Source organism: Pseudomonas sp. A014 (assembly GCF_052378495.1).
GTDB classification, from domain to species: domain Bacteria; phylum Pseudomonadota; class Gammaproteobacteria; order Pseudomonadales; family Pseudomonadaceae; genus Aquipseudomonas; species Aquipseudomonas machongensis.
Map to the genome: position 1 here is coordinate 1,130,914 of NZ_CP199001.1, position 16,852 is coordinate 1,147,765.

Sequence of the window (16,852 nt, forward strand, 5' to 3'; positions counted from 1 at the left end):
ACGTGGTCAAAGGGTCAGGAAGCCGTCGTACAGCCCGTAGGCCGCCACCAGGGCGCCGACGATCACAGCGGCGAAGATCAGTTTTTCCACGTTGGTGAAAATCGGTTGGCCGACCTCGCGCTTGGCCTTGGCGAACAGGATCGCGCCAGGGGCGTAGAGCAGGGCCGACAGCAGCAGGTACTTCACGCCTCCGGCATACAGCAGCCAGATCGCGTACAACAGGGCGATACCGCCGATGATCAGGTCCTTCTTGCGCTCGGCGAGGGCCTGTTCGTAGGTTTCGCTGCGCACCGCCAGCAGTACTGCGTAGGCCGCCGACCACAGGTAGGGCACCAGGATCATCGAGGTGGCGAGGTAGATCAGCGACAGGTAGGTGCTGTTGGAGAACAGGGTGATGACCAGGAAGATCTGCACCATGGCATTGGTCAGCCACAGGGCGTTGGCCGGCACCTGGTTGGCGTTCTCGCGGCGCAGGAACTCGGGCATGGTGTGGTCCTTGGCGGCGGCGAACATGATCTCTGCGCACAGCAGCACCCATGACAGCAGTGCCCCCAGCAGCGAGATGATCAGGCCGACGCTGATCAGCACCGCGCCCCAGTGACCGACCACATGCTCCAGCACCGCGGCCATCGACGGGTTCTGCAGCTTGGCCAGCTCCGGCTGGGTCATCACGCCCATCGACAGCACGTTGACCAGCACCAGGAACAGCAGCACGGTGATGAAACCGATGACCGTGGCCTTGCCCACGTCGGAGCGTTTTTCCGCCCGCGAGGAGAAGATGCTTGCGCCCTCGATGCCGATGAACACCCACACGGTGACCAGCATCATGTTGCGCACCTGATCCATCACGCTGCCGAGGTCGGGCGAGCCCAGGCCCCAGATGTCGGCGGTGAACACATCGAGTTTGAAGGCGAACAGGCAGATCAGTGCGAACAGCGCCAGTGGCACGACTTTGGCCACGGTGGTGACCAGGTTGATGAACGCCGCCTCCTTGATGCCGCGCAGGACCAGGAAGTGCACACCCCACAGCAGCAGCGATGCGCCGATCACTGCCGCCGGGGTATTGCCTTCACCGAAGACCGGGAAGAAGTACCCCAGGGTGCTGAACAGCAGGACGAAGTAGCCGACGTTGCCCAGCCAGGCACTGATCCAGTAGCCCCAGGCTGACGAGAAGCCCATGTAGTCGCCAAAGCCGGCCTTGGCATAGGCGTACACGCCACCATCGAGGTCGGGTTTGCGGTTGGCCAGGGTCTGGAATACGAAGGCCAGGGTGAGCATGCCGACGGCGGTGATGGCCCAGCCGATCAGCACGGCACCGACGCCTGCGCTGGCGGCCATGTTTTGCGGCAGGGAGAAGATCCCGCCACCAATCATCGAGCCCACGACAAGTGCAACTAATGCGCCGAGTTTAAGTTTTCCGGGAGAATCAGACATTTAACAACTCCATGCCAGGAGAAAGTTGACGACAGAATAAATCCCGCGCTGTAGTCATTCGCTGATGTGGATCAGTTCATGGCGCGACAGCGTGAGAAAATTCTTGCTCGGGTCTCCTGGAGAGTGCCGACGGCTTTGCTGCAAGCCTTGTGCGCTGGCACCTCCATGTACTTCTAGAGCAAACGCTCTGTTTGGCTCGCGAAATCTGAAGCTAGTCGTTTTTAGCGGTTTCGCAAATTTTTCACGTGTCATTCGACAGGGCGTCGCGAATTTGCGAGTTGCTCGACAATGTCCGTATTGACGGCCGTTGTCATATAGACAAATGCGTTATGAGTGCTATAGCTTTAATGGCGTTGATTAATAAACAAGCTGTAACATTTATATGTAATGGCCGTTATGTTTCATACAGGCGACAGGCGTAAGGGAGCTGCAGATGGGCGAACCGGTACATAAGCTTCGCCTGGGGGCGCTGATCGCCCTGGTGGTCGGTTCGATGATCGGCGGCGGGATCTTTTCATTGCCGCAGAACATGGCCGCCCGTGCCGATGTTGGCGCAGTACTGATCGGCTGGAGCATCACTGCGGTCGGCATGCTGGCGCTGGCCTTCGTGTTCCAGACCCTGGCCAACCGCAAGCCCGACCTGGATTCGGGCGTCTACGCCTACGCCAAGGCCGGCTTTGGCGACTACATGGGCTTCTCGTCGGCCTGGGGCTACTGGATCAGTGCCTGGCTGGGCAACGTCGGCTATTTCGTGCTGTTGTTCAGCACCCTGGGTTTCTACTTTCCCGTATTCGGTGAGGGCAATACGCCGATAGCCATCGGCTGCGCTTCGCTGTTGCTGTGGGCAGTGCATTTTCTGGTGCTGCGTGGCATCAAGGAAGCGACCTTCATCAACCAGGTCACCACGGTGGCCAAGGTCGTACCGCTGCTGATCTTCATCGTCATCGCGGCCTTCGCCTTCCGCGCGGATATCTTCACCCGCGATATCTGGGGGCTGGGCAACCCTAAGTTCGGCAGCGTCCTGGAGCAGGTGCGCAACATGATGCTGGTGACGGTGTTCGTGTTCATCGGCATCGAGGGCGCCAGTGTCTATTCCGGGCGTGCGCTGCACCGTTCGGATGTCGGCAAGGCCACGGTGATCGGCTTTCTCGGGGTGCTGGCGTTACTGGTGCTGGTCAACGTGCTGTCGCTGGGGGTGATGACCCAGCCTGAACTGGCGGGGTTGCAGAACCCGTCGCTGGCGTCGGTGCTGGAACATATCGTCGGGCCCTGGGGGGCGATGCTGATCAGCATCGGGTTGGCGGTTTCGTTGCTTGGGGCGCTGCTGTCATGGGCCTTGCTGTGTGCCGAGATTCTCTTCGCCACCGCTCGCGACAAGACCATGCCGCGTTTTCTGGCCAGGGAAAATGCCAATCATGTACCGGCCAATGCACTGTGGCTGACCAACAGCATGATCCAGGGGTTCCTGCTGATCACCCTGTTCTCGGCTGGCACCTATACCAGCCTGATCTACCTGGCGTCGTCGATGATCCTGGTGCCGTACTTCTGGTCGGCGGCCTATGCCGTGCTGCTGGCCTGGCGGGGCGATAGCTATGCCGGGCAGGCGGGGCTGCGGCGCAAGGATCTGGCCGTGGCGCTGCTGGCGCTGTTGTATGCGGTGTGGCTGCTGTATGCCGGGGGGCTCAAGTACCTGTTGCTGTCGGCCCTGCTCTATGCCCCGGGAGTGATCCTGTTCGCCCGGGCCAGGCACGAGCAGGGGCAGGCATTGTTCAGCCATTGGGAGAAGCTGATATTCGCGGCGGTACTCGTGGGCGCAGGGGTAGCGGCTTATGCGCTGTACTCGGGGGCGCTGAGTTTGTAAGTGGGTGGCGGTTGTTGCGACCTCATCGCGCGACAAGTCGCAGCGATGAGGCCACAACCGTCACCAACGCGCTTGAGCCGAACCCAGCTCGCAAGCCCCACGTGCCCAGTGCATCGACGCCTGCCCCACCTTCAACGGCCCCTTGATCCTTTGCGCGGGCCCCCAGGGCGTCTGCTCCAGATGCGGGTCGAGATCCTCCGGCGTTTCTGCTGCCAGGGGCAAGTCATCCGCCATCGTTCCATGCTCCACCAACAGCTTGGCGGTGCGAGCCAAGGACAGCCGTGCCCGGTAACCGGCGCCATGAGCCAGGCGCTGCTCCAGCCCGCGGATCGCTTCGGCTGCCATCAGGTACCCGGTTGCATGGTCGAGCGCCTGCACTGGCAAAGGTACAGGTCTGTCCGTTTGTTGCCAGCGCATGCCTTCGCGGGCGATGCCGCTGCTCATCTGCACCAGGCTGTCGAAGCCGCGGCGTGCTTGCCAGGGGCCGCTCCAGCCGTAGGCGTTGAGGCTTACATCGATCAGGCCTGGGTTGAGCTGGCGCCTGTGCTGCGCGCCAAAACCCAGATGCTCCAGTGCATCGGCGCGATAGCCATGCAGGAGAATGTCGGCCTCCCCCAGCAGCCGTTCGAACACCTCGCGGTCAGGCGTCGCACGCAAATCCAGGCGCGCACAGCGCTTGCCCAGGGTGACTTCGGCGACCACCGCCGGCTCATCCCAACCGAATGGGTCGATGCGCAGCACTTCGGCGCCGAAGGCGGCCAGCAAGCGGCTGGCGGTGGGGCCAGCGAGGATACGCGTCAGATCCAGCACCTTGATACCGGCCAGCGGACGTGTTTCACAGCCTTGCCAGGCCAATGGCGCTGCCGCGTCGAACTGCTCGCGCAGCACCAAGGGCTCCTTGTTCACTGCCTGCCCCTGCGGGTGTTCGCACCATTGCGCCCAACTGCGCATCTTCGCCGCACAGCCTCCGGCTTCGACCACGGCGCTTTCCAGCGCCTCACCGTCCCAGCGCAGGACCTGGGCCGCGACCGCCTGGCGATCGGCGGGGCTACCCAGCACGCCGAGTGCGGCCTGACGATGATGGGGGGCGTTGGTGTGCAGGCGAATCCAGCCATCGCGGGTGGGATAGTCACCGGCGACGGCGTCCCACAGGGGAGGGGGCTGCCAGCCATGTGGGCGCAGGCTGGTGGCGAACCAGAACGAGGCCAGGCGCCGATCGATGCTGACCAGCGGGCAGTTGTCGGTCTGGCGCTGCAGCAGGCTGGCCAGTGCCAGCCCGGCAGCGGCCATGCTCGCGGCGGCCAGGTCGGTGACGGCAAACGTCGAGGGCAGCCCACCAACGCCGTGCCAGCGCAGGGCGGCGTGGTCGAGGTTAAGTTCACGGACGATGGTGTCGAGCAACTGGGGCATGCAGGATCCTCCTTGGTGGATCCCATTGCAGTACATCCCGCGCTGGGATGCAAATGCTCAGCGTTGCAGTTGGGCGGGCAGTGGCGCGGTGGGTTGTTCGGGGCGCGACCAGATCCACAGGTTGCCCAGGGTCATGCCGGCGATGGCAAGAAACACTGGCCAGTGGTGCTCGAGCATGGTGAGCATCAACCCTGCGCACAGCAGCATGCTGATGGTCGCGCTGACCTTGGCGCGGCGCTGGATCACCTTGCCGTTGCGCCAGTTCCACAGGATCGGTCCGAACAGCCGGTGGTTTTCCAGCCAGGCGGACAGGCGCGGAGAGCTGCGGGTTGCGGCCCAGGCGGCCAGGAGGATGAACTCGGTGGTGGGCAGGCCGGGAATGACGATGGCGACCAGACCTATCCCGAGGCTGACATAAGCCAGGATCGCATACAGCAGGCGGGACAGTCGGGAGCGGGCAAGTCGGGTCATGGTCTCACTGCAAAGCGGTCCGGCCACCCGAATGGTGGCCGGCAGGTGCGTCTCAGGCCAGCGCCGCATCCGTGGCGTAGGCGTGCTTGAGCAGCTCGGTGAAGCGCTCGAAGGCCGCGACTGCGCCACGCTCGGCGGCAGCGTCCTCTTCGGCCGACAGTTCCAGGCTGTCGAGGATGCGCGTGAACTGTTTCCAGCCCTCTGCACGACCACCGGCGGGCTCGCCCAGGTGACGGGCGCCGAAGCTGTCGGACAGGTCCAGGGCCACGGCACGCTTGATCAGGAACGCGGCGCCCAGTTTGGAGCCTTCGGAGACGAAGATCCAGCCCAGGGCTTCGCCCAGGCTTGGTTTGACCAGGGCGCCTGCGACCGGGGCCGGTACTTCGGTGTTCAGGTCGGCCAGGTCCAGGCGCGCCTGTTCGGCCCGGCAACGCTCGGCCAGGTCAGGGACGATGGCGATCAGTGCCGGGTCGGTGTACAGCGCCTGCAGTTCGGACTGGAACAGGTACTGGGCGACGACGAAGCGGGCGAAGCTCTCGCGGCTGTCGAACGGCGCGTGCGACTTGACCAGAGCGTCCAGCTCGGTGTGCGGTGCGTGAGTGACCTGGTTCAGGCGTTGCGAGCGCAGGGCGGCGCGCTCGGAGGTGTGGCTGGTCATGGGGGCATCCTTGGGAAATGGGGCTGTCTAGGTACAAGACGAAAGAGAAGACGCAGGACAGTAAAAAAACCTCACCTGGGAGTGGGAGGCATTTGTGTTCGGGAGGAGGTTGCGGGAGCGGCACAAGGCCGCCCCCGCGGGTACCGGGATCAGATATCCCAGACCACATTGATGGCGAAGTTGCGTCCCGGCATGGTCAGGCGGTCGAGGTTGGCCGGCTGGGTCACCGCCGCCTCGCCAAGGCCGTCGTAGCCGCGCACGTCATCCCACTGCCAGTACTTCTTGTCGGTGAGGTTGTAGAGGCCTGCGTTGACGGTCACATCCTCGGTCACCTTGTAGAAACCGGTCAGGTTGAGCACGCCGTAGCCCGGCGTGCGGAACTGCGAGCTGGCGCCATCCGGGGCGAAGAAGGTGCTGTCGTCGACGCGGGTCTTGCGCTTGACCAGTGTCCAGCTGAGCAGGCCGCCGTAGTTCTGCTGCTCGTAGCCCAGGCCCATCACCGCGGTCAGCGGGTTGACGCTGTTCAGCGGCTGGCCATTGTCGTCGTTGCGGCCATGGGCATAGGCCAGCGAGCCTTGGGTGTAGAGGCCTTGCGGCGCGCCGAAGTGATCGAGGTTCAGGCGGCCCTTGAACTCGGCACCCTTGATGGTCGCGTGCTTGATGTTGTTGGCCTGGAAGGTCGAGCCCAGGTTGGCCGACTGCACGGCGTCTTCGTTGATGAAGTCGCGGTACTTGTTGTAGAACACCGCCACGTCGAAGTTGCCGGCCTCGAAGTTGCCGCGCACGCCCGTCTCGTAGCTCTTGCTCTTTTCAGGCTCGAGGTTGGGGTTGGGTTCGACGCTGTAGCCCAGGGTCGGGTTGTCGAAGCGCCCGTACATGGCCTTTGCGGTCGGGGTACGGAAACCCTCGGCGTACTGGCCGTACCAGGTGTAGTTGTCGTTGAAGGCATAGGTGACGCCGAACTTGGGCGAGACGCGGTGCCATTTCTTGTCGCCGTCATCGACGCTGGACGGCGCTGCGCCGGTGCCCTGGATGCCACGCAGGAATTCTGCGGTCATCTTCGGTTCCATGCGGGTGTAGTCGTAACGCGCACCCGGCAGGAAGGTCCAGTTGTTCCAGCGGATCTCGTCCTGGGCGAACAGGCTGTAGGTGTTGATGGTCGGGTCCGGGAAGTCGCTGACCAGCGCCTGGCTATCGCTCACGCTGTTCTGGCCGATGGCGCGGCAGGTGCCACCGATGTTCAGGCAGGTGCCGGTGCCGCTGCGCGAGCCGGTGACCTTTTCGTGCTTGAGGGTGGTGCCGTAGGTGAGCAGGTGATCGGTCTCACCGATGCTGAAGGCCTTGTCGAACTGACCATCGAACACCCATTGGCGATCCTTGTAGGTGGTCTGGCGATCACGGAACACCTGGCGACCGGAGGCGAAATAGAGTTCGTCGGTGCGCTGGTCGGTCTTGGCGATCTGGTAGTTGAGGCTCCACTTCACGTGGTCTGCGACCAGGCTGTCGAGGCCGAATTCGTGGTTGATGCCGAAGCGCTCGCGGGTGACGGTGTCATTGCCTTCACGCATCCGATACATGTTCGACGCACCACGGCCAGGGATGAACGGGCCGCCCACCGCGCTGAGGATGTTCTGGTCGCGGTCGTCCTTGTAGTGCTCGTAGGTGAAGCCCAGGCGCGCGTCGTCTGCGTAGTTCCAGCCCAGCTTGGCCAGTACGTTGGTGGTGCGCACGTCTTCCGGGTTGGCTTCGGTGCGGCCAAGGCCGGTGCCGCCGTGGCCACCGTAGGATTCGGTCTCGTGGCCGTTGCGCTGGCTCAGGTGCAGCAGGCCGTCGAAGTCGCCCTGGCGGCCAGCGACGGTGGCGGAGGTCAGCCAGCTTTCGTCGGCCGAGCTGTAGCCGGTCTTCAAGCGCGCGCCAACGTCCTTGCCAGGCTTGATGATGTCGTCCGGGTCGAGGGTGTAGTAGCTCACCGCGCCGCCGATGGCGTTGCTGCCGTACAGCACCGAGGCCGGACCACGCAGGATCTCGACGCGCTTGACGATCTCGGGGTCGACGTAATTGCGCTGGGTCTGGGCGTAGGGGCCGTAGAAGAAGCTGTCGGGGATCGACACGCCATCGACCTGGGTGAGGATTCGTTCACCGTCGATGCCGCGGATGTTGTAGCCGTTCAGGCCGCTGCGCTGGCCGACACCGCCAACCGAGACACCCGGCTCGTAGCGCACCAGTTGCTTGATGTCGTTGACGTTCTGGCGGTCCAGTTGCTCGCGGGTCTGCACACTGACGGTGCTCGGTACCTGGCTCACGTCCTGGGCGCTGCGGGTGGCGCTGACGGTCAGCTGTTGCAGGGCAATGGCGTTGCCTGCGGTCTGGCGCTCGAGCACGACGTTGCCGTTGCCGATCTTGCGAAAGCCCAGGCCTGTGCCGTGCAGCAGTTTCTGCAGTGCCGCTTCCGGTGCCAGTGCCCCTTGCACGCCCGGCGAAGCCACGCCCTCGGCCAAATCGGCGGAGAAGCCGACCTGCCAGCCGGTGACTTCACTGAACGCGTTGATCGCCGAGACCAGTGGCTGCTGGGCGATGGCGAAGCGATAGTCGCCCATCCGCGGGCTGGCGGCCTGCGCCGGCTCTGCGGCCAGCGCCGGCAGGCTGCAGGCGCCGCTGGCCAGCAGGGCCAGGGTCAGCAGGGACAGTTGTCCCATGCGTCGGGAAGAGGGGGAAGGGCGGGTTGGACCTGAGGACATCGGAAGCGCTCCCTGTCGCGCGAACTGTTATAGGTGAGTGCAGTTCTTGTTTTCGAACAAGAATCAATTGCATTGGCTATAACGAGACGGGCGTGGGATGGGAGTCGCGTAAAAATAATTGGTGGGAGCAACTGTCTTGCTCAAAAATCTCAGGTCTGCCCACTCCCTGTGGGAGCGGCGCCACTCAGTTGAGAATCACCACCGCCGGGTATTCGTGCAACTGCGCCGAGGTGATATGGGCCAGGGCTCGCAGGGTCTCCAGAGGCTGGTCCAGGCGGTAGTTGCCGGTAACGGCCACCTGTTCCAGATGGTCGTTGCGGTTGATGATCCAGCCCGGGTAGTAGCGGCGCAGTTCGGCGAGCACCTGGCTCAACGGGCAGTTCTCGAACACCAGGCGGCCATCGATCCAGGCCAGTTCCTTGTGCAGGTCGGCGCGCTGGCGCTGACCGAAACCGTCTGGCCCGACGCTGATGCTGTCTCCGGCGCTCAGGCGGATGCGCTGGTCGCTGGCGGCCTGCAGGTCGACGTCGCCGCGCTGCACACGTACCTGCGCCTGGCCATCGAGGTAGCGTACGGCGAAGTTGGTGTCGCGCACCTGTGCACGCAAGGGGCCGGCCTGGACTTCAAGCGGTGGCTGGTTGCCGCCGGGCACTTCGAAATAGGCCTCGCCCTGCAACAGCCGTGCAACCTGGCGCCCGTCGCGCTGGTCGCTGGCAAAGGCCGAGTTGGTGTTGAGCAGCACCTTGGCGCCATCGTCCAGCTGCAGGCGCTGGCGTTCGCCGACCACCGTCAAGTGATCGGCCTGCAGGCGCACCGGCAGGTTGCCGAAGGTGAACAGCCCGACCAGCAGCACGGCTGCGGTGGCCAGTGGTTTCCAGTGGCGGCGCAGGCGTCCGCGCAGCGAGGTGCGGCGCTGTTGGTGCAGATCGCCCGCCAGATGGCGCAGGGCGGCGCCATTCCACAGCGCCTCGGCTTCGACATAGGCTTCGGCGTTCTGTTCGGCAGCGCCCAGCCAGGCTTCGAAGTCCTGGGTGTCCTGCTCGGTGGGGCATTGCAGGCGGATCAACCAGTCCTGCGCTTCGTCCATGGCACGGGCGCGGGCATCTGGCTCGGCGGGCGATGGGCGAGGGGCAGGGTTGCTCACGGAGGATCCTTGCATGGCGTTTTTTGCAGATGATCGGCGCTGTGGACAGGCATGGCAAGAGCCAGCACCTGCCCAGGTGGCGAGCGGTCGCTCACTTGAGGCGATCGGCTACACCCATGCAGATCGCCATGATCAGCTTCAGTTCTTTCTGTACGGTGCTGGCCGAGACTTGCAATTGCTCGGCGATTTCCAGGTAGCTGGCACCGTGCAGGCGGCTGAGGATGAAGATGCGCTGCTGGCGTGCGGTGAGCTGGCCGAGGCTGACGCTCAGGCGCTTGAGCAGTTGCTCGGCATGCACCGCATCCTCGCTGTTGCCCAGCGGTGCGGCGACATTGTGCAGCACTTGCTCGGGCACGTCGTCGACCAGTGTGCGTGACTGCACGCGGCGCGCGCGCAAGTGGTCGAGGGCAAGGTTGCGGGCGGTCTGGAACACGAAGGGTTCGAGGTGTTCGATAGGTCGCTCGCCCAGCGCACGGGTAACCCGCAGGTAGGTTTCCTGCAGCAGGTCTTCCGCCGTGCTGGGGTTGCCGACCATGCGCTGCAAGGTGCGCAGCAGGGTGAGGCGCTGGGTGAGGAAGACAGAGTTGAACCGGGACTGACTCACGGGGAAACCTGGCCGATGAGGGGTGAATGATAATGCTTATCATCCATGCGTCAGGTCAAGCAGAGAAATGTCATGAAGGGGTAAAGGTGGGGCCGCCAGGCAGCCCCAAGGCCTTTTCATTGTGCCCGGGACAGCGCCAGGCAGTTGTCCAGCATGCGGTTGGAGAAGCCCCACTCGTTGTCGTACCAGGCCAGCACCTTGAGCATGCGGCCGTTGGCGCGGGTGTGGTTGGCATCGAAGATCGACGACAGCGGGTTGTGGTTGAAGTCGCACGAGACCAGCGGCAGGCTGTTGTAGCCGAGCACGCGCGAATGGCGGCTGGCTTCGAGGAACAAGCGGTTGACCTCGTCGGCACTGGCTTCGCGCTTGAGGTTGACGGTCAGGTCGACCAGCGACACGTTGATCACCGGCACCCGTACCGCCATGCCGGTGAGCTTGCCGGCCAGTTCCGGCAGCACCAGGCCCACGGCTTCGGCGGCGCCAGTCTTGCTCGGGATCATCGATTGGGTGGCCGAGCGGGCCCGGTAGGGGTCGCTGTGGTAGACGTCGGTCAGCACCTGGTCGTTGGTGTAGGCGTGGATGGTGGTCATCAGCCCCTGCTCGATGCCGAACTCACGCTGCAGCACCTGGGCGATCGGCGCCAGGCAATTGGTGGTGCACGAGGCGTTGGAGATGACTTGGTGCGAGGCGCGCAGCACGTCGTGGTTGACGCCATACACCACGGTAGCATCGGCGCCCTTGGCCGGCGCCGAGATGATCACCTTGCCGGCGCCAGCGGTGATATGGGCCGCCGCCTTGGCGCGGTCGGTGAACAGCCCGGTGCATTCGAACACCACATCGATGGCTTCGGCTTTCCAGGGCAGTTCGGCGGGGTTGCGGATGGCGCTGACGGCGATGCGATCGCCGTTGACCGTCAGGCTTTCATGATCGGCCTCGACGGTGGCATCGAAGGTGCCATGTACGCTGTCGTACTTGAGCAGGTGGGCATTCATCGCGCTGTCGCCCAGGTCGTTGATGGCGACGACCTGCAGGTCCTGGCGGTAGCCTTGGGTATAGAGTGCGCGCAGGACGTTGCGTCCGATGCGGCCGAATCCGTTGATCGCGATGCGAAGGGTCATTGGCATTACCTCTGGCAGTTCGGGTGAAGCCTGTGGCACAAAATGGGATGAGGCTTCACTGAAACGGTTTTGTTATTGGAATTACAAGATTATTCACTCCAAGATAGAAAACAAGCATTTTTAGTGGCAATATTTTGGTAAACCTACAACGAGTGATCGAGCCTTCCACGCCAACGACCTTTCCGGCCCCTGCCTTGAGCCTAGGTCGCAATCTTTTGGAGTGGAAATGCCGGTTCAGGTCGCCCTTACACATAGCCTGGAGTCCAGTACATGCATCCGCGCATCCTTGAGGTCACCGCAAGGCTGACCGAACGCAGCCGTGCCACCCGTGAACGCTACCTTGAGCTCATTCGCGGCGCGGCCAGCGACGGCCCGATGCGCGCCAGCCTGCAGTGCGCCAACTTCGCCCACGGCGTGGCCGGTTGCGGCAGCCAGGACAAGCACAGCCTGCGGATGATGAACGCTGCCAACGTGGCCATCGTCTCTGCCTACAACGACATGCTCTCGGCGCACCAGCCGTACCAGCACTTCCCCGAACAGATCAAACAGGCGCTGCGCGATATCGGCTCGGTCGGCCAGTTCGCCGGTGGCGTACCGGCCATGTGCGATGGCGTGACCCAGGGTGAACCTGGCATGGAGCTGGCGATCGCCAGCCGCGAAGTGATCGCCATGTCCACGGCCATCGCCCTGTCGCACAACATGTTCGATGCCGCGCTGATGCTGGGCATCTGCGACAAGATCGTGCCCGGCCTGATGATGGGTGCGTTGCGCTTCGGCCACCTGCCGACCATCTTCGTGCCTGGCGGGCCGATGCCTTCGGGCATCTCCAACAAGGAAAAGGCCGACGTGCGCCAGCGCTACGCCGAGGGCAAGGCCAGCCGCGAGGAGTTGCTGGAGTCGGAGATGAAGTCCTACCACAGCCCCGGCACCTGCACCTTCTACGGCACCGCCAACACCAACCAGCTGGTGATGGAAGTCATGGGCCTGCACCTGCCGGGCGCCTCGTTCGTCAACCCCTACACCCCATTGCGCGATGCGCTGACCGCCGAGGCGGCGCAGCAGGTCACGCGCATGACCAAGGCCAGCGGCAGCTTCATGCCGTTGGGCGAGATCGTCGACGAGAAGGCGCTGGTCAACTCCATCGTCGCTCTGCACGCCACCGGCGGCTCGACCAACCACACCCTGCATATCCCGGCGATTGCCCAGGCTGCCGGGATCCAGCTGACCTGGCAGGACATGGCCGACCTCTCCGAGGTGGTGCCGACGCTGTCTCACGTCTATCCCAACGGCAAGGCCGACATCAACCACTTCCAGGCCGCAGGCGGCATGAGCTTCCTGATCCGCGAACTGCTCGACGCCGGGCTGCTGCACGAGGACGTCAATACCGTGGCCGGCCAAGGTCTGCGCCGCTACACCCAGGAACCGTTCCTCGACGACGGCAAGCTGGTGTGGCGCGAAGGGCCGCAGCACAGCCTGGACGAAAGCATCCTGCGCCCGGTCGCCCGGCCATTCTCGGCCGAGGGCGGGTTGCGGGTGATGGAAGGCAACCTGGGGCGCGGGGTGATGAAAGTCTCTGCCGTGGCGCCGGAACATCAGGTGGTCGAGGCTCCGGCGCGAGTCTTCCACGATCAGCAGTCGCTGGCCGATGCCTTCAAGGCTGGCGAGTTGGAGCGCGATTTCGTCGCCGTGGTGCGCTTCCAGGGCCCGCGCTGCAACGGCATGCCCGAGCTGCACAAGCTCACGCCGTTCCTCGGTGTGCTGCAGGACCGCGGCTACAAGGTCGCGCTGGTCACCGACGGACGCATGTCCGGTGCTTCGGGCAAGATCCCGGCGGCGATCCACGTGTGCCCCGAAGCCTATGACGGCGGCCCGCTGGCACGGGTGCGCGATGGTGATATCGTGCGCGTCGACGGTGTCGAAGGCACGCTGCAACTGATGGTGTCGGCCGAGGAACTGGCCAGTCGCGATCAGCCTGATGCACCCCAGGGTAATGACCTGGGGTGCGGGCGCGAGCTGTTCGGCTTCATGCGCGTCGCGTTCAGCCCGGCAGAGCAGGGCGCCAGCGCCTTTACCTCTGCCCTGGAGCGTTTCAAATGAAGGCCTCGCTGGTCGGTGACATCGGCGGTACCAACGCCCGCTTTGCCCTGTGGCGTGACAATGACCTGCACGCGGTGCAGGTGCTGGCGACGGCGGACTATTCCAGCCCCGAGCAGGCTATCGAGGCCTATCTCAAGGACCAGGGCCTCGAACGTGGCGACGTCTCGGACGTGTGCCTGTCGGTGGCAGGCCCTGTCGATGGCGACGAATTTCGCTTCACCAACAATCATTGGCGCCTGAGCCGCTCGACCTTCTGCAAGGTGCTGCAGGTCGAGCGCCTGGCGCTGATCAATGACTTTTCCGCCATGGCGCTGGGCATGACCCGCCTCAAGCCTGGCGAGTTCGTCGAGGTGTGCCCCGGCCAGGCGGACGCCGCGCGCCCGGCGCTGGTCATCGGTGCGGGTACCGGCCTTGGCGTCGGCACCTTGCTGAGCCTCGGTGAGCAGCACTGGATGGCGCTGCCGGGCGAGGGCGGGCACGTCGACCTGCCGGTGGGCAATGCCCGTGAGGCGGCGATCCACCAGCAGATCCACAGCCAGATCGGCCATGTCAGCGCCGAGACCGTGCTCAGTGGTGGTGGGCTGGTGCGGCTGTACCAGGCGATCTGTGCGCTGGATGGCGCTACACCCCGTCACAAGACCCCTGCGCAGATCACCGATGCTGCGCTGGGCGGCGAACCGCAGGCCCTGGCGGTGATCGAACAGTTTTCACGCTTTCTCGGGCGTGTAGCGGGTAACAATGTGCTGACCCTGGGCGCGCGCGGCGGGGTCTATATTGTTGGCGGTGTGGTGCCGCGCTTCGCCGAGCTGTTCCTGCGCAGCGGGTTCGCGGCAAGCTTTGCCGACAAGGGCTGCATGAGCGGCTACTTCCCGGGTGTGCCGGTGTGGCTGGTGACGGCGGAGTTTTCCGGGTTGCTTGGAGCCGGTGTGGCCTTGCAGCAGATGCTGGACCACTGAAGGTCGGTTGTGCTGCCATTCGCGGACAAGCCCGTTTCCACAAGGCACTGTGGGAGCGGGCTTGCCCGCGAATGGCCTCGACACCGATAGAATGTCGCCACAACAGGCATCAAGACCTGTAACGACCAAAGGGAATTCATTGTGAGCACTGCCGGTAAAACCATCCTGATGGTCGACGACGATCAGGACATTCGCGAGTTGCTGCAGACCTACCTCAGCCGCTCCGGCCTCCAGGTCCATGCCGAACCCGACGGCCAGGGCTTTCGCCGCGCGCTGGATGCCGGCAACTACGACCTGGTGATCCTCGACGTGATGCTGCCCGACGAGGACGGCTTCAGCCTGTGTCGCTGGGTGCGTCAGCATCCGCGTCAGTCGCGGGTGCCGATCATCATGCTCACCGCCAGCTCCGATGAAGCCGACCGTGTCATCGGCCTGGAACTGGGCGCCGACGATTACCTGGGCAAACCTTTCAGCCCGCGCGAACTGCAGGCGCGAATCAAGGCCCAGCTGCGTCGCTGCGACTTCACCACGGCCACCCCTGCCAGCGCGGTGCTTACCTTCGAAGACTGGCGCCTGGATACGGTCAGCCATCGTCTGTTCCACCGCGATGGCGAAGAAGTGATTCTCTCCGGTGCCGACTTCGCCCTGCTCAAGCTGTTTCTCGACCATCCCCAGCAGATCCTCGACCGCGACACCATTGGCAATGCCACCCGCGGGCGTGAGCCGATGCCGCTGGACCGCATCGTCGACATGGCGGTGAGCCGCCTGCGCCAGCGCCTGCGGGACACCGACAAGCCGCCGCGGCTGATCCGCACCGTGCGCGGCAGCGGCTACCTGCTTGCCGCGAATGTCAGCTGTGCCGGCTGAGCAGGCTGTCGAGCGCCGCTGGCGCCTGCTGCCGCGCTCGTTGCTCGGGCGCATGCTGCTGCTCACCTTGCTGGTGGTGCTGATCGCCCAGGGGCTGTCGAGCGTGATCTGGGTCGCCCAGCTGCGGGCCAGCCAGTTGCAGGGCCTGCGCGCCAGCGCCAGCAGCCTTGCGCACTCGATGAGCGCCAGCGTCAGCTACTTCCGCTCCCTGCCGGTGGCCTACCGGCCGATGGTGCTCGACCAGCTGCGCAGCATGGGCGGTACGCGCTTTTTCGTCTCGCTCAACGAAAAGCCTCTGGACATGCCGGTGCTGCCCATCACCCCGCGCAAGCAAGCGGTGATCGAGGTGTTCCAGCAGGTGCTGCACGAACGCCTGGGCCAGCAGATGGAAATCTCCGTCGAGTTCGTCAGCCCCGACGACCTGCGCATCTTCAACAGCGGCCTGAAGCTCGACGAGCTGCCGCGCTCCTGGGCCCACTACGCGTTGACCCTCGAACCGCTCAATCCGCCGGTGCTGGTCACCCAGATCCGCCTGGACGAAGGCGAGTGGCTGTACATCGCCTCGCTGCTGCCCGAGCCCTATACCGGTCTTGAACCCGAGCGTCTGCCGCGCCAGCAGATCGGCTTCATCGCCCTGACCACCCTGTTGCTGCTGTTGTTCATCGGCTTGCTGGTGCACTGGCAGAGCTGGCCGCTCAAGCGCCTGGCGCGGGCAGCGCGGGAGATGTCACTGGGGGCCGACGTGCCGCCGGTGGCCGAAGGTGGCGGCAGCGAGGTGGTCGAGGTAGGGCGCGCGTTCAATGCCATGCGTGAGCGTATCAGCCGCTACCTGACCGAACGCTCGCAGCTGTTCAGCGCCATCTCCCACGACCTGCGCACGCCGATCACCCGCCTGCGCCTACGGGTGGAACTGCTCGAAGACGAGCACCTGCAAGCCAAGTTCAGCCGCGATCTCGACGAGCTGGAGCTGCTGGTCAAGGGCGCTTTGCAGTGCGTGAAAGATACCGACATCCACGAGAACATCGAACCGATCGACCTCAACCAGGTGCTGGAAATCCTCGCCGAACCCTACCTGCGTGATGGTCGAATCACGGTCGAAGGGCGTGTGCTGGCGCCTTATCCGGGCAAGCCGCTGGCGTTGCGGCGCTGCATCGGCAACCTGATCGACAACGCCATCAAGTACGGCGAGCGTGCGCACCTGCGCATCATCGACAACGCAGAGGCCTTCGTGCTGCAAGTCGACGACCAGGGCCCCGGCGTGCCGGAGCAGCGCCTGGAGCAGGTGTTCGAGCCGCATTTCCGCCTGGCGGGGCAGCAGCAGGGGTATGGGCTGGGGCTGGGGATTGCGCGTAACATCGCCCACAGCCATGGTGGGGAGGTGAGTTTGTTGAACCTGCGTGAGGGTGGGTTGAGGGTGACCTTGTTCCTGCCCCGGAATATCGATTGATTGGGCCAGCCCTATCGCGGGACAAGCCCGCTCCCACAGGTATCTGT

13 protein-coding genes are annotated in these 16,852 nt (G+C 64.3%); 5 read left to right on the forward strand and 8 right to left on the reverse strand.

The genetic code is table 11. From position 1 onward, the window contains the following. Window positions 1-6: 6 nt before the first annotated feature. On the reverse strand, window positions 7-1,434 hold the full coding sequence (gene arcD, locus ACTYOL_RS05455; protein ID WP_054925695.1) for an arginine-ornithine antiporter: 1,428 nt from the start codon (window positions 1,432-1,434) through the stop codon (window positions 7-9). A 433-nt stretch (window positions 1,435-1,867) separates the two neighbouring features. Here arcD (ACTYOL_RS05455) and arcD (ACTYOL_RS05460) point away from each other — a divergent pair, with 433 nt between their 5' ends. Further along, entirely contained in the window at window positions 1,868-3,295 is a 1,428-nt protein-coding gene (gene arcD, locus ACTYOL_RS05460; protein WP_153772650.1) for an arginine-ornithine antiporter, read from the forward strand. Window positions 3,296-3,355: 60 nt separating this feature from the next. On the opposite strand, the gene ACTYOL_RS05465 is transcribed toward arcD (ACTYOL_RS05460), so the two are convergent. The 7 genes from ACTYOL_RS05465 to gap form a co-directional block, all read right to left on the reverse strand. Continuing rightward, complete coding sequence (locus tag ACTYOL_RS05465) at window positions 3,356-4,705, reverse strand: CoA transferase (RefSeq protein ID WP_197892203.1); 1,350 nt, start codon at window positions 4,703-4,705, stop codon at window positions 3,356-3,358. 57 nt (window positions 4,706-4,762) lie between these two features. Then, on the reverse strand, window positions 4,763-5,176 hold the full coding sequence (locus tag ACTYOL_RS05470; protein WP_054895168.1) for a YbaN family protein: 414 nt from the start codon (window positions 5,174-5,176) through the stop codon (window positions 4,763-4,765). 52 nt (window positions 5,177-5,228) lie between these two features. Then, complete coding sequence (locus ACTYOL_RS05475) at window positions 5,229-5,834, reverse strand: biliverdin-producing heme oxygenase (protein ID WP_151925712.1); 606 nt, start codon at window positions 5,832-5,834, stop codon at window positions 5,229-5,231. Window positions 5,835-5,983: 149 nt separating this feature from the next. Further along, window positions 5,984-8,572, reverse strand: coding sequence for a TonB-dependent receptor (locus ACTYOL_RS05480; protein ID WP_444757640.1), 2,589 nt, complete (start codon window positions 8,570-8,572; stop codon window positions 5,984-5,986). A gap of 184 nt (window positions 8,573-8,756) precedes the next feature. Further along, window positions 8,757-9,659 carry a FecR family protein gene (locus tag ACTYOL_RS05485; RefSeq protein WP_231100319.1) on the reverse strand — a complete coding sequence of 301 codons (903 nt, stop codon included), beginning with the start codon at window positions 9,657-9,659 and terminating at the stop codon, window positions 8,757-8,759. Between the two features lie 148 nt (window positions 9,660-9,807). Continuing rightward, complete coding sequence (locus tag ACTYOL_RS05490; RefSeq protein WP_054895146.1) at window positions 9,808-10,320, reverse strand: RNA polymerase sigma factor; 513 nt, start codon at window positions 10,318-10,320, stop codon at window positions 9,808-9,810. Window positions 10,321-10,436: 116 nt separating this feature from the next. Then, complete coding sequence (gap, locus tag ACTYOL_RS05495; RefSeq protein ID WP_153772647.1) at window positions 10,437-11,438, reverse strand: type I glyceraldehyde-3-phosphate dehydrogenase; 1,002 nt, start codon at window positions 11,436-11,438, stop codon at window positions 10,437-10,439. 270 nt (window positions 11,439-11,708) lie between these two features. Between gap and edd the strand changes: the two genes are divergently transcribed. The 4 genes from edd to ACTYOL_RS05515 all read left to right on the forward strand — a co-directional run bounded on the left by edd (window position 11,709) and on the right by ACTYOL_RS05515 (window position 16,805). Further along, the gene (edd, locus tag ACTYOL_RS05500; RefSeq protein WP_153772646.1) at window positions 11,709-13,535 is read left to right on the forward strand and encodes a phosphogluconate dehydratase; all 1,827 of its coding nucleotides are present in this window, start codon (window positions 11,709-11,711) and stop codon (window positions 13,533-13,535) included. Further along, window positions 13,532-14,491 carry a glucokinase gene (locus tag ACTYOL_RS05505; protein WP_153772645.1) on the forward strand — a complete coding sequence of 320 codons (960 nt, stop codon included), beginning with the start codon at window positions 13,532-13,534 and terminating at the stop codon, window positions 14,489-14,491. Before edd ends, ACTYOL_RS05505 begins: the two co-directional genes overlap by 4 nt. Window positions 14,492-14,659: 168 nt before the next feature. Next, window positions 14,660-15,358, forward strand: a complete 699-nt coding sequence (locus ACTYOL_RS05510; protein WP_444758129.1) for a response regulator — start codon at window positions 14,660-14,662, stop codon at window positions 15,356-15,358. Continuing rightward, window positions 15,339-16,805, forward strand: a complete 1,467-nt coding sequence (locus ACTYOL_RS05515; RefSeq protein ID WP_112897536.1) for an ATP-binding protein — start codon at window positions 15,339-15,341, stop codon at window positions 16,803-16,805. The genes ACTYOL_RS05510 and ACTYOL_RS05515 overlap by 20 nt, the downstream gene beginning before the upstream one ends. Window positions 16,806-16,852 lie beyond the last annotated feature (47 nt).

Excerpts from the sequence above, each read along its gene's own strand:
- arcD (WP_054925695.1), bottom strand. The coding sequence starts at position 1,434 with ATGTCTGATTCTCCCGGAAAACTTAAACTCGGCGCATTAGTTGCACTT.
- arcD (WP_153772650.1), top strand. The coding sequence starts at position 1,868 with ATGGGCGAACCGGTACATAAGCTTCGCCTGGGGGCGCTGATCGCCCTG.
- ACTYOL_RS05465 (WP_197892203.1), bottom strand. The coding sequence starts at position 4,705 with ATGCCCCAGTTGCTCGACACCATCGTCCGTGAACTTAACCTCGACCAC.
- ACTYOL_RS05470 (WP_054895168.1), bottom strand. The coding sequence starts at position 5,176 with ATGACCCGACTTGCCCGCTCCCGACTGTCCCGCCTGCTGTATGCGATC.
- ACTYOL_RS05475 (WP_151925712.1), bottom strand. The coding sequence starts at position 5,834 with ATGACCAGCCACACCTCCGAGCGCGCCGCCCTGCGCTCGCAACGCCTG.
- ACTYOL_RS05480 (WP_444757640.1), bottom strand. The coding sequence starts at position 8,572 with ATGTCCTCAGGTCCAACCCGCCCTTCCCCCTCTTCCCGACGCATGGGA.
- ACTYOL_RS05485 (WP_231100319.1), bottom strand. The coding sequence starts at position 9,659 with ATGGACGAAGCGCAGGACTGGTTGATCCGCCTGCAATGCCCCACCGAG.
- gap (WP_153772647.1), bottom strand. The coding sequence starts at position 11,438 with ATGACCCTTCGCATCGCGATCAACGGATTCGGCCGCATCGGACGCAAC.
- edd (WP_153772646.1), top strand. The coding sequence starts at position 11,709 with ATGCATCCGCGCATCCTTGAGGTCACCGCAAGGCTGACCGAACGCAGC.
- ACTYOL_RS05505 (WP_153772645.1), top strand. The coding sequence starts at position 13,532 with ATGAAGGCCTCGCTGGTCGGTGACATCGGCGGTACCAACGCCCGCTTT.
- ACTYOL_RS05510 (WP_444758129.1), top strand. The coding sequence starts at position 14,660 with ATGGTCGACGACGATCAGGACATTCGCGAGTTGCTGCAGACCTACCTC.
- ACTYOL_RS05515 (WP_112897536.1), top strand. The coding sequence starts at position 15,339 with ATGTCAGCTGTGCCGGCTGAGCAGGCTGTCGAGCGCCGCTGGCGCCTG.